General features: G+C 42.7%; 19 protein-coding genes and 1 tRNA gene. 8 read left to right on the plus strand and 12 right to left on the minus strand.

Features of this window, described 5'->3' with window-relative positions; genetic code table 11:
* Positions 1-13 precede the first annotated feature (13 nt).
* From AAFH98_RS01210 to uvrA, 8 genes are all read right to left on the minus strand, one after another.
* Positions 14-85, minus strand: a tRNA-Gly gene (locus AAFH98_RS01210).
* A gap of 115 nt (positions 86-200) precedes the next feature.
* On the minus strand, positions 201-1475 hold the full coding sequence (locus tag AAFH98_RS01215) for an adenylosuccinate synthase (protein ID WP_342520842.1): 1275 nt from the start codon (positions 1473-1475) through the stop codon (positions 201-203).
* A 65-nt stretch (positions 1476-1540) separates the two neighbouring features.
* On the minus strand, positions 1541-1897 hold the full coding sequence (locus AAFH98_RS01220) for an STAS domain-containing protein (protein ID WP_342520843.1): 357 nt from the start codon (positions 1895-1897) through the stop codon (positions 1541-1543).
* A gap of 38 nt (positions 1898-1935) precedes the next feature.
* On the minus strand, positions 1936-2850 hold the full coding sequence (secF, locus tag AAFH98_RS01225) for a protein translocase subunit SecF (RefSeq protein WP_342520844.1): 915 nt from the start codon (positions 2848-2850) through the stop codon (positions 1936-1938).
* A gap of 41 nt (positions 2851-2891) precedes the next feature.
* A complete protein-coding gene (secD, locus tag AAFH98_RS01230; RefSeq protein ID WP_342520845.1) occupies positions 2892-4709 on the minus strand; it encodes a protein translocase subunit SecD in 1818 nt (605 codons plus the stop codon).
* A gap of 104 nt (positions 4710-4813) precedes the next feature.
* Entirely contained in the window at positions 4814-5362 is a 549-nt protein-coding gene (locus AAFH98_RS01235) for a hypothetical protein (protein ID WP_342520846.1), read from the minus strand.
* Positions 5363-5432: 70 nt separating this feature from the next.
* Positions 5433-5630, minus strand: a complete 198-nt coding sequence (locus AAFH98_RS01240; protein WP_342520847.1) for a hypothetical protein — start codon at positions 5628-5630, stop codon at positions 5433-5435.
* Between the two features lie 84 nt (positions 5631-5714).
* The gene (gene uvrA, locus AAFH98_RS01245) at positions 5715-8573 is read right to left on the minus strand and encodes an excinuclease ABC subunit UvrA (RefSeq protein WP_342520848.1); all 2859 of its coding nucleotides are present in this window, start codon (positions 8571-8573) and stop codon (positions 5715-5717) included.
* A gap of 143 nt (positions 8574-8716) precedes the next feature.
* Here uvrA and AAFH98_RS01250 point away from each other — a divergent pair, with 143 nt between their 5' ends.
* From AAFH98_RS01250 to AAFH98_RS01275, 6 genes are all read left to right on the plus strand, one after another.
* Positions 8717-9373, plus strand: a complete 657-nt coding sequence (locus AAFH98_RS01250; protein ID WP_342520849.1) for a hypothetical protein — start codon at positions 8717-8719, stop codon at positions 9371-9373.
* A gap of 103 nt (positions 9374-9476) precedes the next feature.
* Positions 9477-10526: a WG repeat-containing protein gene (locus tag AAFH98_RS01255; RefSeq protein WP_342520850.1), complete on the plus strand. Its 1050-nt coding sequence runs from the start codon at positions 9477-9479 to the stop codon at positions 10524-10526.
* 123 nt (positions 10527-10649) lie between these two features.
* Entirely contained in the window at positions 10650-12035 is a 1386-nt protein-coding gene (locus AAFH98_RS01260) for a 3-deoxy-7-phosphoheptulonate synthase class II (RefSeq protein ID WP_342520851.1), read from the plus strand.
* Between the two features lie 347 nt (positions 12036-12382).
* A complete protein-coding gene (locus AAFH98_RS01265) occupies positions 12383-12811 on the plus strand; it encodes an Hsp20/alpha crystallin family protein (RefSeq protein ID WP_342520852.1) in 429 nt (142 codons plus the stop codon).
* Between the two features lie 164 nt (positions 12812-12975).
* Positions 12976-14508 (plus strand): Do family serine endopeptidase, encoded by a 1533-nt coding sequence (locus AAFH98_RS01270; protein WP_342520853.1) that lies wholly within the window; start codon positions 12976-12978, stop codon positions 14506-14508.
* Between the two features lie 178 nt (positions 14509-14686).
* On the plus strand, positions 14687-15712 hold the full coding sequence (locus tag AAFH98_RS01275; protein ID WP_342520854.1) for a J domain-containing protein: 1026 nt from the start codon (positions 14687-14689) through the stop codon (positions 15710-15712).
* A gap of 2 nt (positions 15713-15714) precedes the next feature.
* On the opposite strand, the gene AAFH98_RS01280 is transcribed toward AAFH98_RS01275, so the two are convergent.
* Both AAFH98_RS01280 and AAFH98_RS01285 read right to left on the minus strand, forming a co-directional pair.
* Positions 15715-17133, minus strand: a complete 1419-nt coding sequence (locus tag AAFH98_RS01280; RefSeq protein WP_342520855.1) for a hypothetical protein — start codon at positions 17131-17133, stop codon at positions 15715-15717.
* 122 nt (positions 17134-17255) lie between these two features.
* Entirely contained in the window at positions 17256-17636 is a 381-nt protein-coding gene (locus tag AAFH98_RS01285) for a DUF2784 domain-containing protein (protein ID WP_342520856.1), read from the minus strand.
* Between the two features lie 100 nt (positions 17637-17736).
* Between AAFH98_RS01285 and AAFH98_RS01290 the strand changes: the two genes are divergently transcribed.
* Entirely contained in the window at positions 17737-18513 is a 777-nt protein-coding gene (locus tag AAFH98_RS01290) for a S1/P1 nuclease (RefSeq protein WP_342520857.1), read from the plus strand.
* An 88-nt stretch (positions 18514-18601) separates the two neighbouring features.
* Here AAFH98_RS01290 and AAFH98_RS01295 read toward each other — a convergent pair whose 3' ends face one another.
* Positions 18602-19138: a macro domain-containing protein gene (locus tag AAFH98_RS01295; RefSeq protein ID WP_342520858.1), complete on the minus strand. Its 537-nt coding sequence runs from the start codon at positions 19136-19138 to the stop codon at positions 18602-18604.
* A 274-nt stretch (positions 19139-19412) separates the two neighbouring features.
* Between AAFH98_RS01295 and clpB the strand changes: the two genes are divergently transcribed.
* Positions 19413-22046 (plus strand): ATP-dependent chaperone ClpB, encoded by a 2634-nt coding sequence (clpB, locus tag AAFH98_RS01300; protein WP_342520859.1) that lies wholly within the window; start codon positions 19413-19415, stop codon positions 22044-22046.
* A gap of 70 nt (positions 22047-22116) precedes the next feature.
* On the opposite strand, the gene AAFH98_RS01305 is transcribed toward clpB, so the two are convergent.
* Positions 22117-23217 (minus strand): aminopeptidase, encoded by a 1101-nt coding sequence (locus AAFH98_RS01305; protein WP_342520860.1) that lies wholly within the window; start codon positions 23215-23217, stop codon positions 22117-22119.
* Positions 23218-23330 lie beyond the last annotated feature (113 nt).

The raw sequence follows: 23330 nt of genomic DNA on the forward strand, positions 1-23330 counted from the left end.
AGCTTTTAGAGAGAGCGGGAGACCGGAGTCGAACCGGCGACCTTCTCGTTGGCAACGAGATGCTCTACCGCTGAGCTACTCCCGCTTATAAAATTGAGTTTCTCAACCGCTTTTCAAAGAGTTCCAAATATAAGGTATTGCACCCATATATATCAAGAACAATTATTGTTTTCTTAAAACTTTTTTCCTGCACTCAAGTATTAAAGGACGATTGTTTCTGAGCGCTTGGGGCCTTTCGATAAAATGGTCAGGTCAACATCTAAATAGCGTTCTATAAACTGGAGATACTCTTCGGCCTTTGCTGGAAAATCCTCACGACTGTTACATCCTTCGAGAGATTGGTTCCAACCAGGCATCGACGTATAAACAGGTTCCAGATTTTCGACATCTGGAAGATCCAAAGGAAACACTTCCGTTTCCTCCCCATCAACACGATACGAGGTACAGAGCTTGATTTCTTCAAAGTCATCTAAAATATCCAGCTTGGTAAGGGCCAGCTCATTCATACCGTTCAAACGAACAGCGTATTTGAGAGCAACCAAATCAATCCAACCACAACGGCGGGGGCGACCAGTCGTTGCCCCAAATTCCTGCCCAGCTTCACGCAACTTTTCACCTGCTTTGCCCGTCAATTCTGATGGGAAAGGCCCATTTCCTACTCGCGTACAATACGCTTTAGAGATGCCCATCACTTTATCAATAGCCGTAGGTGGAATAGCTGATCCTGTACACGCGCCACCAGATGTGGGACATGATGAAGTAACAAATGGATAAGTTCCGTGATCCACATCCAAGAGACTGCCTTGTGCTCCTTCTAATAGGATCTCTTTCCCATTCTTGATAGCATCATGCAACAGGGCAGAAGTGTTGGTGATATATGGACATAACTGCTCGGCAGCTTCCAGCAAATTTTCAATAATGGGATCCGCTTCTATAGGATCGTGTTTATAGACATGTTGCAGTGCTTCATTGATATCAGCAATATTATCACGGACTTTCTTACGAAGTGCCTTTGGATGAAATAAATCAGACATCCGAATACCTACGCGCGATACCTTACTTACATATGCGGGACCGATTCCTCTTCCCGTTGTTCCAATCGCATCATCACCGCGGTGCTCTTCTTTTACGCGATCAAGCAGTTGGTGATAAGGCAAAATAACATGGGCAGAGCCACTTATTTTCAATTGCCCCTTAAGATCTCCGCCCATCGCTTCCACTTCTTCAATTTCCTCAAGCAATGCGTGTGGGTCAATCACAACGCCATTACCAATCACACAGGTTGCATCACCATTAAAAATTCCTGATGGGATAAGATGCAGTACAATCTTTTTGTCATCAAATTCCAGAGTGTGTCCCGCATTAGCTCCACCCTGATACCGAACTACGTAATCAGCGTCACTACTAAGCAGATCAACTATTTTCCCTTTTCCTTCATCGCCCCATTGGGCTCCTACAACAACACGAGTGGCCATAATATCTATTTGACACAAAAAAAGGGGTGACAATCACCCCTTTTTCTAATTGAAATTTATAATGATTACTCTTCCCCTTTCGATTCACCGTATGATTTCACCGCTTCTTCGAGCGACTTAAAGTGCTTAAAAACGGTAATCAACTTGGTGATAACCAACAGGCTTTCAATCTTATCTGTGGCATTGGCAATACGCAGGTCACCACCCGCTTTACGCATAGTGGTAAGTCCTCCAATAAGCATCCCCAAGCCGGAGGAATTCATAAATTTAACCTTGCCAAGATCGGCAATAACGTTAGTCTGGTCTTCCTCAATAAGCTCATGAAGTTTTTCATTAAGCTTGACCGCATCAGGGCCGCCCATCACATTGCCCTTAAACTCAATTACAACACAATTATATCGTTCTGATACATTAAAATTCATTTTATTGCTCCCTGCTGGTTAAAATTAGGAGTTAATGGTTAAGCTTTTTCTTCTTTATAACGTTGAATTTCGACAACCGTCGAACTTGCTACAAACAATGAGCTGTAGGTACCAATAATCACCCCAAGCATCAGTGCAAAAGAAAAGCCTTTAAGCACTTCACCGCCAAATATAAATAGAATGGTTACCACAAAAAAGGTGGTCACAGAAGTAATAACCGTACGGCTTAGCGTATCGTTAAGACTTTTATTAACCATCTCATCGTGATCCATTGTTTTATAAAGCAAGCTATTTTCACGAATCCGGTCAAAAACAACCACCGTATCGTTAAGCGAATAACCTACAATTGTCAAAAAGGCCGCAATTATAGCCTGATCAATTTGCAAGCTAAACGGCACGATATCTGCCAGGAATGTAAAAACTCCTACCACAATTAATACATCGTGGAACAAAGCTGCCACTGCCCCGGCCGAATACGTCCAGTTTTTAAAACGGATGAGGATATAAATAAATATTACAATCAGCGCAAAAATAATAGCATTGATTGCCCCTCGTTTCAGATCTTCGGCAAAACGCGCACCTACAATATCCGTTTTAATAACAGTTGCAGGATTATCGGAATACACCTCAGACATTGTATTGGTAATCAACCGCTGCACCTCAGAAATATCCTGCGGATTATCAGTACGAATTAACACCTCTTCCGGTGATCCATACAGTTTTACTACCGGTGTTCCACCAAGTGGTTCTGTAAGTTCTGAACGGATATCAATAACATCTACCGGCTGCTCGAATTGTAGCACGAACTCTTTACCGCCCTTAAAGTCAATACCGTACTGCAGACCTTTTGTTAGAATTCCAACGAGTGAGGCCAACAGTAAAATACCTGAAACGTAATAGGCAATTTTGTGGCCTTTTAGAAAATTAAAATCTGGTGTTTCGAACCATCTCATAGTTAAAGTCCCTTATTCTATAAATTGAATTTCTTTTGTTCTTAACCGAAGCTGATTTCAGCCGATTTATCTTGCGTCAAGTAATCTACAATAACACGGGTAATCACAATCGCACTAAACAGCGACGCAACAATACCAGCCATCAGAGTAACTGCAAAACCTTTAATGGGTCCTACACCGAAACTATAGAGGATAATGCCTACAAAGAAGGTAGTAATATTAGCATCCATAATTGCACTCATGGCATTCGAATAACCGCCTTCAATGGAAGCTCGCAATGTTTTTCCGGTTCGCTGCTCTTCCCTGATCCGGTCAAATATCAGCACGTTGGCATCAACGGCCATACCAATGGTTAATACAATTCCGGCGATACCGGGTAAGGTAAGTGTCGCTTTAAAAGCAGCAAGAATACCGAGTATAAAGATGATATTCAGAATTAATGCCAGATCAGCAATAGCACCTCCGGTGCGGTAGTAAACCATCATAAAAAAGGCTACAATAATTAATCCTATGAGGGTAGAATAGAACCCTGCCTGAATAGATTCCTCACCAAGCGTGGCTCCAACCGTACGCTCCTCAATAATTTCGAGCGGTGCCGGCAATGCACCTGAAAGCAGAATATTTACAAGGTCTTCGGCTTCTTGCACGCTTTCCAATCCAGATATTGAAGAACGCCCATTGGAAATTTTGGTCTCCACATTGGGGTAAGAATACACATAACCATCCAGAACAATTGCAATAGGCTTACCAATGTTTGCCCCTGTAATTCGAGCCCAGCGACGAGCACCTTCGGCGTTCATATTCATTGATACCCGAGGCTGATTGGTTGCCTGGTCAAAATTAACGCTGGCTTCTGAAATTACATCACCCGTTAACTCTACTTCGGATCGAACGGCAATAAGTTCAAACAAATCCTGCCCTTGCTGAGTTTGCGTAAAGGGTGATGCTCCCCACATCAATTCGATATTTCGAGGCATTAACTCCTGAACTTCTTTTCGCTGCAGCAGCTCATTCACACGAGCCGTATCTTGTCCGGTAGAATATCCAAACGTATATCCTGATCGGCCTCGCGGATTAAGTACCTCAAGCAATGGATTTGACTGCCCTTGTTGTGATACTCCTGAAGTATCAGCAGAAGCCTGCTGGTCAAAATAGTTAATAACACGTTCTTGTGCGTTATTAATCTGGTCGGGCTGACCTACAAGGCGGAATTCAAGACGAGCTGTTCCTTTTAACAGATCCCGAATTCGTTGTTTGTTTGATACTCCTGGCAACTCAACAACAACACGGTTATTCCCCTGCTTAAAAATGGCAGGTTCCGTAACACCATACCGGTCAACACGAGTACGAATAATTTCCATCGCTCGATCAACAGCAGACGTTCGCTGCTGCTCAAGATACGTCAAAATCTCTTCGTTGGTAGACCGACGAGTTATATTTTCTGTATCCGAACGATAATATCGGCTCAACCGTCCATCGGGATTACGTTCTTCAAATAACGTAATCATCTCCTGTAAGAAATCAGTATCATTGTCGAGAGCTCGTTGCTTAGCCTCATCAATAACTTCTTCCAACTCCTCGTCGAGATTATCACCGGCAAGCTCTTTCATAAACTGTGCCGTACCAACTTCAAGCGTTACGTGCATACCGCCCTGAAGATCCAGTCCCAACGACAAAGAATTCTGACGCAGTTCCTGTAACCGCTGAGTATTTTCTTCTACATATTCAGCGCGTTCTGCCTCTGGCAAATCCTCGATATAATTCTGCTCCAATGTATGTTGTACCGTTGGCCATAAATAGTAGAGCGTAAGTGCCAGAAAGGCGACAATAGAACCTACTTTAAATCCATTACCTTTCATAAATAAATCGTTTTAAAAAATTAAGAATTGTGTTTCAGTAATATGTTTCATCTCTCATACATCAAGAGAAATAGAAAAAGAGAATTGTATAATCAGATTTTATACTATGGGGCACCAATAGCAATACCTTCTACCATAGGCCTAATAGCCATGGGAATAAATTTTTGAGCATCAGCAATTAGCCCTACAGGCTTCCAGAATTGTCTTACCAAAGCAGTGCTAATAGCAGGTATATCAAATGATGCTTTTTGATCTACCACTATTGGCGAAAATGTTTTTGTAATCGATGGAACCGGAACCCCGGCCATGGCATTACCAGTCTGAAATTGACTCCACTCGATAAGCAACAGCTGGTAAATGTGTGAAGATGCTGTTGCATCTACAAAGGAAAACTCAAAGTTCCTGTTACTACTTTGAATAACCTGGGAGGCTTCCTTGATAAACTCATCTAAATCAGAGGCTGATTTCTTAATATCCTCCAGCTCCTCTTGCAGAGTAACATCACCGGTAGACTCCGCCATCGTGGTTAACCAGCTCGCAAAGGCCTGCGATGAATGGTCCACCTGGACTTGCTGCACCGAATACAAACCAAAGCCAATACAAATAGCAGCTATAGCAACGATGCGAATAATATATGTACGGAGTTGATTCATCAGTGGCAGAAAATAGGGAGAATGTACCTATGGGACAAACCTTTTTCTACCCACCCTAACAGGTAAAATCTTATTCTTCTAATCCCGCCTGGTTATTTGATATGAACATATCATCAATCCAACCATAAAATATAGCTGATATGATGGCCGCAAAGCCTCCAAATAAGATACTACCCGACAACGGCATATCATATAACACTTCAAACAAAACCGTGATTAATACCGCCAAAACCAAACAAACTGTAATACATTTTGCGAATAAACTCATAAGAGAACGAAATTTTATTAACGGGACGAACCTAATATTGGCAAAAGTATTTCAACCTGCCAAATTTTGTACTGCCCCTACTAATTAAGATGCTGAAACCGCCTGCCTGTTTTCGCGGCTAAACTCCTCCTTAAGAAACTGCCCGGTATAACTGTCTTCAATTTCCGCAACCTCTTCAGGCGTTCCCTCAGCAATAATCTGACCTCCACCAACACCCCCTTCGGGACCAAGATCGATAATCCAATCGGCGGCTTTTATAAGATCCAGGTTGTGCTCAATAACAATCACGGTATTTCCTTTATCTACCAGCTGCTGAACCACATCCACCAGCATACGCACATCTTGAAAGTGTAAGCCGGTTGTAGGTTCATCCAAAATATACAGGGTATCACCGGTGCCTACCTTGGCAAGTTCACGGGCAAGCTTAATACGTTGTGCCTCACCACCACTAAGGGTTGTACTTGGCTGACCCAGACGCAGATACCCAAGCCCCACATCCACCAAAGTACCCAAAATACGGTTAATAGCCGGCACGGAATCAAAAAATTCGTGCGCTTCATTCACCGACATATTCAGCACATCGGAAATATTTTTACCCTTATAATAGATCTCAAGTGTTTCGCGATTATAACGCTTACCGTTACAGGTTTCACAATCCACATAGACATCCGGCAAAAAGTTCATCTCGATTTTTCGAACGCCATCACCGTTGCACGCCTCGCACCGACCTCCCTTCACGTTAAATGAAAAACGCCCCTGGTCATAGCCCCGAATCTTCGATTCCGGCAACTCTGCAAACAGCTTTCGAATATGATCGAAAACCTTTGTATATGTTCCGGGATTTGACCGCGGCGTGCGCCCAATTGGGCTTTGATCAACAGAAATAATCTTATCCAAATTATCAATGCCTTCAATCTCATCAAACGGCAATGGTACAGACTTCGAATTATAAAACTCCGAAGAAAGAATAGGCTCCAAGGTTTGATTTATCAGCGAACTTTTTCCACTTCCGCTCACACCAGTCACGCAAATAAACTTGCCCAGCGGAATATTGACATCCATATCTTTTAGATTATGCCCGCGCGCTCCTTCTATTTGGATGGATTTACCATTGCCCTCACGCCGCTCATCGGGATACGGGACCGTTTCTTCGTCTTTTAAAAACTTGGCGGTCATCGAGTCAGGGTCAAGATCCTCTGGTTTACCCTGTGTCACAATTTCCCCACCATATTCCCCTGCTCCGGGTCCCATATCAATCACATAATCAGCCGACTCTATGGTTTCTCGATCATGCTCAACAACAATTACGCTATTTCCAAGATCCCGCAACGTTTCAAGCGATTTGATGAGTTTAATATTATCTCGCTGATGCAAACCAATGCTGGGCTCATCCAAAATATACAGCACGCCTACCAGCTGTGTTCCAATCTGCGTGGCAAGGCGAATACGCTGCGCCTCACCGCCACTGAGCGTTTGCGCCTCGCGATCCAGAGTCAGGTAATTCAATCCCACGTTGAGGAGAAAATCCACCCGGTCGCGCACTTCTTTGAGCACCTGAGAACCGATCTTTTGCTGTCGCTCGGTAAGCTGTAGATTATTAATAGTATCACGCAGCGTATCGATATCCATGTTCACAATTTCGTCGATGGTATATCCATCAATACGATACGAAAGCGCCTCTTTATTAAGCCGACCGCCCCCACACTCGGGACAGTCGATTTTACTCATAAATGCCTTGGCTTTATCACGCTGTTTATTCGAGTTACTCTCCTCATATTTTTCGCGAATTATATTTCGCAACCCTTTAAAAGAGTGCTTGTAGGTGACATTATCATCCCGAAAATCATAACTCACATCGTACTTCGTATCACCACCGCCTTCAAAAAGAAGATCCAACTGATCTTCGGTATATTCTTTGATGGGCGTTTCAAAGTCGAGTCCTACCGAATCAAGCACCGCCTTTATCTGCTTAAAGGCAAAAATATCGCGCGGTTCACCTAAGTATCGAATCGCACCATCAGCAATCGACTGTTCCCTATTGGGGATTACCAGATTGCGGTTGACATCGTAAGTATAACCCAAGCCATCACAATGCTGACAGGCACCATACGGAGAGTTAAAGGAAAACATATTTGGAGCAGGATCTTCATACGCCAATCCACTCTCGGGATCAAAAAGATTCTGTGAATACAAATGATCTTTAAATTCAACTTCCCCGTCTTCTTCTCTGGGTACTGCAAGAATCACGTTCCCCTCCGCCATCTCCAGCGCCAGACGCACACTTTCGGCAATGCGTTTTTCACTTTTTTCATTAATTACAAAGCGGTCTACGACCACCTCAATATCGTGCTTCTCATAGCGTTCCACCTTCATATCCTCTTCGAGGTCCATAAACTCACCATCCACACGAACCTGAACAAATCCCTGCTTCATAGTCTGCTCAAAGAGCTCACGATAATGCCCCTTACGTCCACGAACCACCGGAGCCAAACAATATGCTTTAGTACCTTCGGGCATATCCAAGATCGTAGCCACCACCTGGTCAGCCGTCTGCTTTTCCATTTTATTACCAGATTTCCACGAGTAGGGTACACCAATACGAGCATACAGCAGTCGCAAAAAATCATAAATTTCAGTGACCGTGCCCACTGTTGACCGGGGATTTCGGTTTGTGGTCTTCTGATCGATTGAAATTACCGGAGAAAGCCCATCGATAAAATCAACCTCGGGACGCTCCATCATACCCAGGAACTGTCGTGCATAAGCCGAAAGTGATTCCAAAAACCGGCGCTGCCCCTCGGCATAAATGGTATCAAAGGCCAACGACGATTTCCCCGACCCGGAAATGCCAGTAACAACGACAAGCTCTTCACGGGGTATATTAATGTCTAAGTTTTGGAGATTGTGTTCGCGTGCACCGCGGATGACTATATTTTCTCGCAAAGGTAAAGCAGATTTTTGAGATTCAATAAAACTTTAAAAGATAAGGATAAATCGTATCTTTTGTAGCCTCTATTTGTAGATATATTTTCATTTAAAAACCGTTTTTTATTAACGGAAAATGTTGGCAATTCATTCAATGATTTATGCGGCAGCTTGCTATTGATTTAATTCCCCTTTTCAAATTTAGCTTACATCAGTTTAAAAAGTACGCCTCCTTCATTGTGGGAGCTATACTCACATTTATTGTACTGGCTGTTGTTCCCCAAATCTATTTTACAATGCGGGCCCCTGAAGACCCGACCATCCAAACACAATTAATCTCTCTACTGCTTACCGGAATACAAATTTTCCTGAGTCTCGGATTTACCAAACTAATGCTACTTCTCGTTCAAGATGCATATGTAACCGTAGCTGATATGTTCAATAACTTTCGCATTTTTCTGAGCTATTTTATTGCCAGTTTTATCTTTGGGCTTGCTGTTTCCATAGGTTTTCTCTTGCTAATTCTACCCGGCATCTATATTGCCATTCGTTTCCAGTTCTTTCCCTATTTTATCATCGAGAATGGTGATTCTGCATTCATTGCACTCCAAAAAAGCTTTAATTTGTCACAAAACCTTACTCTCGACCTCTTGGTATTCGGAGTTGTCGTGATAGGTCTAAATATATTAGGCGCATTGCTTTTAGGAATAGGTATCATTTTTACTTATCCCCTAACTACTATGGCAACGGCTATCATCTACAGAAGTCTAATAGAACAATCTGAATCTATTCCCGCCAGCTCTTACCGAATATCATAACCCGACAACCAACCATATTACAATAGTTAGAAGGAACATAGCTATTAATATCGGGTTAAAATTATCTATAACGTTTAAAAGAAAAGATCTGCACACTATTACCATGTCAAAGATTCTCTCAAAAAGTATAATCTTAACTGGAATCACATTATTACTATTATCATGTAAAGCATCAGAACCCACCGGTTCTGCCGAACACAATTTGTATCCCTATCTGGAAGATCAAGAAGTAGGATTTTTAGATAATAATCTCACCAAAAAAATTGATCCTAAATTCAAGTTTGTGCAAACTCCTATTTGGCCCTATACCTTTTCTGAAGGATTAGCTGCTGTAAACTTTCTGGGGTCTATAGGATATATCGATCGCAACGGATCCATAGTAATTGATCCTAAATTCGATTACGCCGAGGCTTTTAACGAAGGCACGGCCTTGGTACGAGTAAAAATGCAGTACGGCTTCATTAATCAGGAAGGAGATTTCATTATTGATCCTACTTTTTATAAAGCCGAACGCTTTAGTGAAGGACTTGCTCCTGTTAAAGATCACCGTAATAGCGCATGGGGATACATCAACAAAGAAGGCAACCTAAAAATCAAAAACCAGTTTACTGCTGCCAAAACGTTTAGTGAAGGGGTAGCCTTAGTTCAAACACCTGAGCATAATGAATGGGGATTCATCAATCCTGATGGAGAGATGGTAATTCCCGCACAATACGAAAAGGCTAAATCGTTTTCTGAAGGATTAGCTCCCGTTATGTTAGGATTTAAACAATGGGGCTACATCAATCAAAATGGAGCCGTCATCATCGAGTCTAAATTCCTTGAGGCTTATCCCTTTTCGGAAAATAAGGCAGTTGCAGCCATGCCTGTTGATGAAGAAAACCTTGAAAACAAAAAGTACGGTTATATTAATCGTCGCGGCGAATTTATTATCGAACCACAGTATGATCGGGCCTATGCGTTCAAGGAGGGCAGAGCCCGAATTGTAAAGGATGGCAAATATGGGTACATCGATGAACGGGGGCAAGTTATAGCGGAACCTATTTATGACAAGGCTTGGGATTTTAAAGGGGATTTTGCGTTAGTAAAACTTGGTGATAAATATGGATATATTAATCAAAACGGTGTTTTTGCCCTGGAACCAATCAGCTAAAAAATTGGTTCTAAACCCTTGATAAAATTTTAACACCCTATAACTTCTGAGAATTGCTCCTATCCGTAAATTTCGGTAAACTTAGTAGTTTTATCGGAAGGACAAATAATCGTTTGTAAATTAATGTATTCTCAAAAATCAGTGGCACCCGAAACAGCAAATCCCAAAGACTGGTCCCCCCAATCCTGGAAACAATTTCCAGTTAAACAGCTCCCAAAGTATCCCAACCAAGCTGCATTGGAGAAGGCCTATAATGAATTACAAAACAATCCACCACTGATTACTTCCTGGGAGGTTGAGGCCCTCAAGAAAAAACTTGCTGATGTAAGTGCCGGCAATGGCTTTCTACTGCAAGGTGGAGATTGTGCCGAAAGTTTTGCTGACTGCAAATCCCCAAAAATTGTAAACCTCCTTAAGGTATTGCTCCAAATGAGCTTTATCCTTATTCACGAGATGGAAACCTCGGTGGTTCGCGTTGGACGTATTGCCGGTCAATATGCCAAGCCGCGCTCTCGGGATTATGAAATCGTAGATGGTGAAAAAATTCATAATTATCGGGGTGATCTCATTAATAGCATCAACCCTACCAAAGAAGATCGAATGCCCGATCCCCAACGGTTGATTGAGGGATATAACAAAGCAGGATTGACGATTAACTTTTTGCGAGCCCTTTCTGATGAAGGCTTTGCTGACCTGCACCACCCTGAATACTGGGAACTCGATTTCATGCAGGAAAATGAGTATTACAAAGAGTACGAGGCGATGGTTAATTCCATTCAAAAAGCGGTAAACTTTATGGAGACCATTACGCCCAATGAATTTAATACGCTTCAGAAAATTAATGTTTATACTTCTCACGAGGGTCTTAATCTATATTATGATTCTGCTCAAACGCAGCGCGTTCCCCGTCGTAAAGGTTGGTACAATTTAAGTGCCCACATGGTTTGGTTGGGGAACAGAACCCGTGATCTGGGAGGAGCTCATGTTGAATATCTCCGTGGTATTCGTAATCCCATTGGAATTAAAATTGGCCCTAATTATGATCTCGACCAGACTCTAAAACTGATTGAGCGACTGAACCCTACCCACGAACAGGGAAAAATTGTGCTCATTACACGATTCGGTGAGGATGAAGTCGAAAAAGGACTACCAGACCTTATTAAAAGAATCAAGCACGAAGGAATGCCTGTGGTTTGGAGCTGTGATCCTATGCATGGCAACACTTTTAAAACGGATGACGATGTTAAAACCCGAAACTTTGATGCTATTATCTCAGAGATTCGTAAAACATTCGCCATCCATCGCGACTTAGGCAGTTATCTTGGTGGGGTGCATCTCGAACTTACCGGTGATAACGTAACGGAATGCGTGGGTGGGGCCAATGGCCTGCACGAAGGACAGCTTCACAAAAACTACGAAACCTACTGTGATCCGCGCCTCAACTACCAACAGAGTCTCGAAATGGCCTTTCTCATTGCCAAAGAATGGAACCAAAGCTACGGCAGTTAGCAGTTAGCAGTTAGCAGTTAGCAGTTAGCAGTTAGCAGGATGACAAATTCTGTTTTCATTTTAAAAAACAGCTTTCTCGCTTCTACTTTATTACACCAAATACTGTTAACTGCATTTCTGTCCACTGCCCTTGTCTGTCACAAATACAGCCGGGCTGTCGGTTTGGCGAACCAGATAATGACATTTTTTTCTTTCCTGCTGACACCTCTGAAAATTTCGCGGCCTATCAATGGCTGAATGTCAGTATTTCCCTGCCTAAGAGCTCTTGGTACAGGTCTTGCAGCTATAAAAGTGAGTTTTAATCAAACAAATATTTTCAATCAAATCCACTTAATGAGGTGTCTGCTATGACTTTAATGAGATATACCCGACCAAGTAAAGACGTTACGTCTAAGAACTTTTCCGATATTATGGATGAGTTCTTTAATGATGTTGTAAATGAACGACGCGATAACTTTGTACCCAGCATCGATATTTCTGAAACGGATGATCAGTTTCAAATATCTGCTGAATTACCGGGCATGAACAAAGACAATATTGATATTAGTCTGGAGAATGGCCGGCTTGCAATAAGCGGTGAACGAAGCTTCAAAAATGAAGAGAATAACAAAAAATATCATCGCGTAGAAACCAAATACGGTTCCTTTGAACGCTCTTTCCAGTTGCCCGATAATGTTGATGAAGACAGCATTTCAGCTACCTACGAAAATGGATTGCTGAACATTACTATCCAGAAGAGCGAAAGCAAAGTGAAGAAACAGATTGAAATTAGCTAATCTTAGCTAATATATGATTCCCAATCTGCGGGAGCTGCCTTGATCAGTAGCTCCCGCTTTCTTTTTTCTGATTTACCGCACAATATTTATCCATTCTTGGATGTTTATTCAACTATCAGATAAAAAAACAACACATTATTAAACTGAGTTAAACGGAGTTCATTATGAAACAAGTTCGTTCATCTAATTTACTTTGGGCTTTTGTAGCAGTATTGGTGGTTGGCTTTTATACCGTTGATTTGGAAACGGATACCGCATCGATGATTTCACTTCCAAACTTCACGTCAGATACTGTCGCTACTAATACAGAGCAAAGAACAAAAACATCAACGCAGCAGAACAAGGCTCCATCAAAAACTATTACAGAGCTTAATGATACTATCGTTAAGATAGCAGATGAGACTAAGCAAGCGGTTGTTACTGTTAAAGTAACACAGAAAGTAGAAGCCCGTCCCAATCCATTTAGTCAATTTTTTGGCAATCCTCGTCAAGAACCCCAGGAGTATGAGCGCAGAGGACATGGCTCGGGAGTCATTGTCTCGAAAAAGGGATATATCCTAACCAATAACCACGTGGTAGAAAATGCCAATAAAATTGAAATCACTCTCTTTAATGATAAAACCTACGATGCTGAAATCGTTGGTTCCGATCCGCTTACAGATATCGCTGTTTTAAAAATTGACGCATCAAACCTTAACGTTATTAAATTGGGCAACAGCGAACAGCTTCGCGTGGGCGAAATGGTTCTTGCCATCGGGAGTCCACTGGAAGCCAACTTGGCCCACTCCGTATCAATGGGAATTATTTCGGCCAAGGAACGACGCATTGGCATTCTGGAACAGCGCAATGCCGGTTACGAAAACTTTATCCAAACGGATGCTGCTATTAATCCAGGAAACTCTGGTGGTGCCCTGGTGAACATGGATGGCGAACTTGTGGGCGTAAATTCTGCCATTGCATCTCGTTCGGGTGGTAGTGACGGTATTGGCTTTGCCGTACCCGTTGATATTGCCAAACGCGTGATGCAATCAATCATCGAGAATGGGCGTGTCGTTCGTGGATTTCTTGGAATCACTTCAGGTGGTGAAGTGGATGGTACGATGGCCAAAGCCCTCGATCTTGATAAAGCATATGGCGTGATAGTCGGTCAGGTTAAGCAAGATGGTCCTGCCGACAAAGCTGGTCTTAAAGAGGATGACATTATTCAAACGATGAATGGTGAACCCATCCGTAGTTGGGGCGCCTTCCGTACCAAGGTAGCAACCTCTTCGCCGGGAACAGAAGTTGAGCTGGAAATAAATCGTGATGGTAATAAAAGAACACTCTCAGTAACCTTGGGTGAACTGTCTAATGATGAAATGGCCAAAAATTCACAACAACAAAACAGATCAGAAGATCTTCAGAAAAAGCTGGGGTTCTCGGTTGAGAATTTATCTCCCCGTATTGCTGAAGAACTGGAATTGAACCAAGACCAAGATGGGGTTGTCGTAGCGCAGATTTCCCAACAAAGTGAGGCTTATCAGCAGGGGCTTCGCCGGGGCCATGTAATTACTGAAATTGACCGCAACCCAATAAGCAATGAGCGAGATTTTATGAATGCCATGAATAACATTGTTGAAGAAGGTAAGGATGTAGTTCTATTACGTGTTACAGTGCCCCGCAGCGGCAGCAGTCAACTCATTGCATTTGAACTTTAAGGAGTTTTCATAATCCCTGATAAAAAGCCCTTCGGTTTTCCGGAGGGCTTTTTTTATGACAAGCTGACGAGATCAATGCTATATATTGACAATTCGTTAGCTTTTGGATTATGGCACCTTATTTGCAATAATTCATAATGAAATACGAAAAAAAGCTCTATAGTGGCATAATTTCATTATGGAATATAAAAACTATTACGACATACTTGGGGTTAGTAAAAATGCCTCTCAGGATGAAATAAAAAAGGCATACCGTAAGAAGGCAGCTAAATACCATCCTGATAAAAATCCTGATGATCCATCTGCAGAAGAAAAGTTTAAAGAAGTAGGTGAAGCGTATGAAGTTTTAAAAGATCCCGAAAAAAGAAAACTCTATGATAAAGTCGGCAAAGACTGGAAAAAATATCAGCGTGCCGGTGGATCTGCTGATGGATTTAACTGGCAAGATTATGCCCGACAAAGTCAACAAGGCCGGGGTGGTTACGGTGGGCGTAGCTACCAAACGGAATTTGATTTAAATGATCTGTTTGGTGGTGGTCGTACTCGAGGTCGCAGCGGAAGCAGTGGTATGGGCGGCGGCTTCTCCAGCTTTTTTGAAACTATTTTTGGGGGCGGTGGCAATCCTTTTGAACAAACTCAACAGCAACGTTCGCAAGGACATCGCTACCAAGGCCGTGCTCGACAACAAAAGCGCAACGGTAAACAAAATACCAAAGCCAGTATTACAATTTCATTAAAGGAAGCCTATGAAGGAACTTCACGTACCCTGCGTGTAGGGGGCGAAAAAATGAAGGTGAAAATCCCAGCTGGCATTGAAGACGGCAAGCGTTTAAAACTTAAAGGAAAGGGCCAAAGCAGAGCTCCCGGCGGTGCTCGAGGCGATCTCTACCTTACCGTAAATATTAACATGCCCGAGGGCTACGAGCGTAAAGGCAATAATATTTATTACGATCACCCGATTGATCTTTACACCGCTGTACTTGGTGGAGAAACCGTTGTTGATACCATTGCTGGTAAAGCTAAGTTAAATATTCCCACAGGTACATCCGGTGGCAAACTACTTCGTTTGAGCGGCATGGGCATGCCTGAATTTCGAAATTCATCTAACAAAGGGGATCTCTTTGTACGGATTCAAATACAAGTACCGGAAAAACTATCAAATAAAGAAAAAGAGCTATTTAAAAAGTTGGCGGAGCAAAAATAAGATTAATATAGATTCCGATTAAAATAATAGCGTGCTCCCACATTTACATTCCAACTCAGGAAACGTCGATCTAATTGACTTTCAGTTTGGTTGTCACCCTGGTGTAGTAACTGTGAACCTACGCTAACATTCAACGCAAGACTATTTTCTAAGAAATAGTTAAGACTGGAATTCAGCAAAACCCGATTGTCCCATTCTGAAATTTCGGACGGAGTTCCTACTCCACCCGTATCTTCAAATTTTGTTCTGCCATATATATTACGTATCGCCGATTGAAACAAGAAGCGGTCTGTCACATTCCAGAGCCAGTTCACTTCAATCCCAGCGGAAAAGTCTCTTTGTGTTGCTAAAGCAGTATCTCTAACTCCTAATGGATAACTAAGTCTAACATCGCCAACCACTCCCCACTGCTGATTCAGGGACGAGTTATGATACCAACGGCCATCTATAAATCCGGCAATTCCTTTATTAATAGATACATCGCGGTTAACCGGATCAATTTGATTCATGGGCTCTTCGGTACGTTCTAAATCATTAGAATAATTAAATTGAACACCTCCGACCAGCTCCCATCCTTCTAATCGAGTGCCGATAGCTTCATTAAATACATCGGTAAGATAAAACATATCAAAAGCATTGAGCGATCCTAAATCTATATTGGTATTCTGATCTAAATCACCCCAAAAATATTTGGAAGGCCGGTCGTACCGCCGCTGATATCCCTGGTAACGAGTCATCTGATCTGCAGCAGATAAAACATCTTGTTCACTAAAACGCAAACCGCTATTTAAAGCGCCCGTCCGCTCCCTTAAACGCATTGCCCTGATAACCGGACTTACATTACGGACTCTCCCTATCCCTACACCAACCCTTGGCGTTGCCTGAAAATTTCGATCATAGGTAAGCCGCTTGCCCGTCAATATTCCATCGTCTTTAGATTCGTCTTTCGTACTGGTGTAATCAAATTGAAGTACCCCTTCACCAAATAGAAAAACCTGCCTGTTCACATACTCCCGAACATTTACAGCGACATCAGCCTCTGTTCCAAAGTCGTTTAAGGTCTGTTTGCGATCATTGGATGAAAAATCGGAGCTAAATTTGGAAAACCGATCACCATAAGAGAGATTCAGTGAGGTATTTAACTGTACAATGCGTGCTTCCGATTCTCTAAATAGATCGAACCTTGGATTAAAAGCAGCATTAACACGGTTGTTAAATGATTTACTTCCAGAACTTTTCGAATCCCGACCTAAATTAGCAGCATGTACATCAAAATAAAAGTTTGAGTACCCCCAATCGGGAAGTCGGTAATCCAATAATGGGTCAATGTTTTGAGTGTCGGAAAAACCGACTGACTGTTGACCAAAAATAGCACTGAAAGGGATCATCAATAAAACAATACCGGTAATAACTTTTTTCATATCGGAAATGTTGGTTGATCTTCACGCTCTAAATAACAGGGAAGTTGATAAGTATCGATAACATATTCATGCTATAGGGATCCTTCTAAACCTATAGGAAGGAATGATTTACCCCTATTTCCTTACTCCACAATAGCCTTTTTCTCGAAATTTCGAAAGTTCACATACAGCGACATCACCAACGCCAGAAAAAACAATATTGCCGTAGCTAGATCCACAAAATTTGCGCTTAGATTGATACCAGTAAGTAACTCGATCAAAAATTTAATATATGAATTGGGCATGTCGGTATATCCCAACTCACGACGAACCTGCCAGTGCCAGTCAGTACAAAAGCAGTAACCGAACCCGTACCAAATCCCCAAAACAAACCACGAAAATGCTGTGAGGAATATTGTGACTAAATGCAGCCGCCGGGTTGACTTCCAGATCCATCCCAAGAGGTTAAACAAAATCAGCAGCGTGTGGAATAAAATAAATCCTATGTTTAGCAATTCATACATTAATCTAAGCAATGTTAAAACTGTAAAAAGGATTTAGCATTTTACTAAAAAGTAGGGATATTCCTTTCCGTCTAAAACTCATACTAAACTATTTTGATCTATGTTTTATATCCTCCTGATTTCTGCACTACTTTTTACCCCTATTGAAGATAGTCATAATGAATCGATTTGGGGTAAAAATGGTCATCGTGTAGTAGGAGATATTGCGGCCGATTATCTGACTCCAGAAGCCCGTAAAGAAATTGATCGCGTGCTGGGTCATGAGTCATTGGCTATTGCCAGCACTTGGATGGATGAAGTACGGTCCGATCCTTCCTACGATCATATGGAGTCTTGGCACTGGGTGACTATTCCTGATGGAATGACGTACGAAGAGACCGAAAAAAATCCCGACGGGGACCTAATTAATGCCTTAAAAACCGCTATAAATGAATTAAAAAGCGGCAACCTTTCTGCCAACGAAGAAGCTGAAAAGCTTAAAATTATTATCCATTTGGTTGGGGATATCCATCAACCGTTACACGTGGGCACGGGTGAAGATCGTGGCGGAAATGACACAGAAGTAGAATGGTTTTATGAGGATTCCAATCTACATCGCGTTTGGGACAGTGAAATGATCGAAGATCGCCAACTCAGCTATACTGAACTTTCTGCTGCTGTCAACCATCCCTCCAATCAACAAATAAAACATTGGCAAAATACAGATGTACTCGACTGGGCTTATGAGTCCATGGATCTGCGGGAAAAAGTATACGACCTGCCCGAAGATCGTCAACTTAGCTATAAATACCAGTACGAAAACAAGGATATATTAGACCGACAGTTGCTTAAAGCCGGGATTCGTTTGGCGGGTGTACTAAACAAAATTTATGGGTAGTACTTTTTAAACCTACAAGGTTTGAATCGCCATCTGCCAAACATTAAATGATGTACCCAATAAAAGTTTTTACGAGTTTTCTGTCCGATCATCCAAAAAATTCATCCATTACCTCCTCGTGGACCTTCATAGCATCTTCGCCCCAGAGCACAAAACGAATATGTGAAATATACTCTAAATTCTCCACCCGTTTCTTAATCGTATCAAAAGCAACCCGGGCCGCATCTTTCATCGGATAGCCAAATGCTCCGGTTGATATTGAGGGAAAAGCAATGCGCTCAATTTGATGATCTTCAGCTAAGTTCAAAGCATTGGAATAACAGTTTGCAAGCAAATCGCTCTCAGGCTTATCTCTGCCATATACCGGCCCCAAACAATGTATAATATAATCATTGGGCAGATTATGCCCACCCGAAATAACCGCTTCTCCCGGCTTAATCGGCGCCATCGACCGTGTTTCTTCGGTTAGTTCAGGTCCTGCCGCCCGGTGAATTGCGCCAGCCACCCCACCGCCAATGCGTAGTTCAGCATTCGCTGCATTTACCACCGCCTCCACATCCGGTTGATTTGCTATATCACCACGTTTCAACACAATTGTTACGCCTGATAGAGTTGTCTCTTTCATAAGACTTTCTTTCCCATTTATTCCCAATTCACATATCAAAACACGAAATACCGAAGGCAAATTCAATCACTATATAATGACACTCCACTGCCAAAGCGACCCATTCTTTCTCTTATATGACAGATGAGCTACCATAATTGCAGTTTCCCTCGAAATCCATCAGCTTACAATCTAACAACACTGCAATTTAGACATATTTTAGGATTCGGTATGATATTGGCTTCTTTAATAGTGAAATAACAAAAAAGAAATTTTCACTAAGTGACCATCTATTATGAACTTAGATAAACTTACACTCAAAGCGCAGGAAGCCGTTCAGGCAGCTGTAGAATTGGCCTCCAGCAACAACCATCAGGCGGTGAGTCCCACCCACCTGTTGATGGCCTTTCTATCAGATTCTGACAATGTCATCAATACAATTTTAAACAAACTGGGTGTCCGTATTCCCCAGCTAAAAACGGAACTGGAGCAACGTATTGATAAACTACCCGTAGTTAAAGGAGCTTCAGTATCCGGTCAATATTTATCAAATGACTCGAAAGAAGTATTCGATCATGCTCAACAATCGGCCGATGGTCTGGGCGACGAATATATCAGCTCTGAACATGTGCTTATCGGGATGATTGAATCGAACACTGAGGCCGGAAGCTTATTAAAAGAAAAAGGCATTACAAAAGATGACGTACTAAAAGTGCTGGAAAATGTTCGCGGCTCGCAGAAAGTAGACGATCCCAATGCAGAAAGCCGCTATAACGCTCTTAAGAAATATGGACGTGATCTGAACGAACAGGCCGAAAAGAATAAGCTTGATCCGGTTATCGGCCGTGACCAAGAAATTCGAAGGATCATGCAAATTCTATCGCGCCGGACCAAAAACAATCCCGTATTAATTGGCGAACCGGGCGTTGGTAAAACGGCTATTGCCGAAGGACTGGCCCTGCGTATCACCAAAGGAGATGTACCGGAAAGTCTTAAAACCAAACGTATTGTTGCCCTCGACATGGGCGCCCTGATGGCAGGCACCAAATTCCGCGGTGAATTTGAGGAACGACTCAAAGCTATTGTCAACGAAGTAAATGACTCTGATGGCGAAGTCATCCTCTTTATTGATGAGATTCATACCTTGGTCGGAGCCGGTGCCACGGAAGGCGCTATGGATGCTGCCAATATCTTGAAGCCCTCACTGGCTCGTGGTGAACTCCATGCCATTGGTGCTACCACGCTGGATGAATATCGCAAACATATCGAAAAAGACCGTGCTCTGGAACGACGTATGCAGAAGGTATTAATCAACGAACCTTCGGTTGAAGATACCGTCTCGATTTTACGTGGACTGCAAGAACGCTATGAGCTACACCACGGCGTTAAAATTCGTGACGAGGCCCTGGTAGCCGCCAGTGAATTATCGCATCGTTACATCAGCGATCGATTTTTGCCCGATAAGGCTATCGACCTAATTGACGAGGCAGCATCACGTCTACGGTTAGAGATTGATTCTATGCCTGAGGAACTGGATCAGATTGAACGACAGATTCGTCAACTCGAGATTGAACGCGAGGGACTTAAACGCGATCAGAATGAAGAAAAAATCGAAAATATTGAGAAAGAGCTCGCTGATCTTGAAGAAACGCGCAATACCATGCGCAACCAGTGGGATACCGAGCGTGATCTCATTAAGAAAACACGCGATCTGAAAAAAGCTATCGAAACGACTCGCAATGAAGCTGAAAAAGCTGAACGCACTGGCCAATACGAGAAGGTGGCGGAATTGCGATACGGCACTATCAATCAGCTGGAAAAAGACCTTGAAGAAACCCAGGAAAAGCTGGAGGAAGTGCAGGAAGGCCGTGCCATGCTGAAGGAAGAAGTCGAATATGAAGATATTGCCGATATCGTTTCGCGATGGACGGGCATACCGGTGCGTAAAATGCTGCAAAGCGAACGAGAGAAATTGGTTCATTTGGAAGAAGAGCTTCACAAACGCGTGGTGGGGCAAGATCCCGCCGTGGAAACGGTATCAAATGCGGTACGCCGTTCCCGCGCCGGACTCCAGGATGCTCAACGTCCTATTGGCTCTTTCTTTTTCATGGGATCAACAGGCGTCGGTAAAACAGAACTGGCTCGATCACTGGCCGATTTCCTCTTCAATGATGAGGATGCTATGGTCCGTATTGATATGAGTGAGTATATGGAACGTCACAGCGTCAGCAGACTGGTTGGTGCACCTCCGGGATACGTAGGATATGATGAAGGCGGACAGCTTACTGAGGCCGTTCGACGGAAACCCTACTCGGTTATCCTTCTCGATGAAATTGAAAAAGCGCACCCTGATGTATTTAATATGCTATTGCAGGTACTCGATGAAGGTCGTCTAACTGATAACAAGGGTGTGACCGTAGACTTTACGAATACGATTATCATCATGACCAGCAACATCGGTTCTCACCTGATATCTGAAAAGATCGAAGAAACGGGTGGTGAGTTTTCTGACGAAGTGTACAACAAGTTGCAAGATCAGCTGATGGATCAACTTAAAAAGCAGATTCGCCCGGAGTTCCTGAACCGTGTTGATGACGTGATTGTTTTCCATCCACTCGAGCAAGAACATATCCGCGAAATTGTGGACATTCAACTGCGACGTGTACACAAGATGCTGGACAAGAAAGATATTACTTTGTCGGTATCAGACAACGTCAAAGACTGGCTGGCACAGCGTGGATACGATCCTGTTTATGGTGCCCGCCCACTCAAGCGACTTATCCAAACAAAGATTATCGACAAGCTGGCTACTGAGTTAATTAAACGTGAGGAAGAGGGTGAAACCCATTTTGAAGCCACTATCAGTAAGGATGGGAACAGCATCGAATTTGCTGAAGTCTATAAAGATGCCGAAGCCTGGGCAGAGTAAAAGCAGAATACAGTGTACAGTTAACAAGAGCTTCTTCACCAACTGTACACTGATTACTGTTAATTGATTATTACAATAAGTTATTGGGATTCAAGCCCTTCAAATCATCCACAATAAATTCACGTCCCTCGCGAATTTTTTCGCCATCTAAATACACATCCGCACCGATGCACACCAGATCCCAATGTATATTGCTTTCGTTGCCGTTAGGAGCAATCTCGTAATCATTACCAAGCGTCAAATGATTAGAGCCATAAATTTTTTCATCAAACAGGATATCGTACATAGGCTCCTCAATCACGGGGTTTAACCCAAAACTAAATTCCCCAAACTGGCGCGCCCCGGCATCGGTATCCAGGATATCATCGAGTGCTTCGTTGTTAGAGGAATCCGAATCAATCACCACGCCGTCGCGAACTTCCAGCTTGACATACTCAAATGGTTTGCCCTGATACACGCTGGGAGCATAGGTAATATGTCCATTTACCGACGACAAAATGGGTGATGAAAACAGCTCCCCATCAGGGATATTACGCTTACCATAGCAAGGAATCCACGTCTGACCTTTTACCGAAAATTCAATGTCGGTACCCTCTCCTTTGAGCTGAATCATATCTGTTTCTTCAAGCCGCGCCTGTAGCGGCTTCATCGCCTCAGCCAATTCCGTATAATCGAGCAGACACGCCTTGTAATAAAAGTCTCGAAACCGCTGGGTGGGCATCTTGGCATTCATGGCAAATGCTTCGGATGGATACCGAAGTACTACCCAGTTGGTATTATTAACACGCTCTTTATAGTGCACCGGATCTACAAAGTGATCGGCATACGCCTTGTTGGCTTTTTTACTGACATCTGCCTGTTCGTAAATGTTGAGAGCTGCACGAACACCAACAAAAGCATCCATCTTTTTCATAAGGGGCAGCTGATCATTTTCGGCCTGCCCTTTCCAAAAATCTTTATCCCCACTCTCAACAAGCATCCGACGAATTTCAGTATCCTCGATCTGTACATAGGGATTAACGCCCATCTCCCGGGCGTGTTCTACCAGTGCCCGCAGCAATCCAATACCGTTTAAGCCCACCAGTTGGAGCATTACATTTTGTCCTTTTTCCAGCTCACAACTAAACTCTAATATTTTCTTCGCTAATTCTCGATCTTCGCTTGTATACATGATTTTCGTTTTTGAACTATTCTTAAATTAGTTGCTCTAAATTATTGCGTAATTCGTAATGCCTATTATTAAATAATAGGAAATTCGAACTCCTTTCCCTCAAACTTATATAG

It is taken from the genome of Fodinibius sp. Rm-B-1B1-1 (assembly GCF_038594945.1).
Classification (GTDB): domain Bacteria; phylum Bacteroidota; class Rhodothermia; order Balneolales; family Balneolaceae; genus Fodinibius; species Fodinibius alkaliphilus.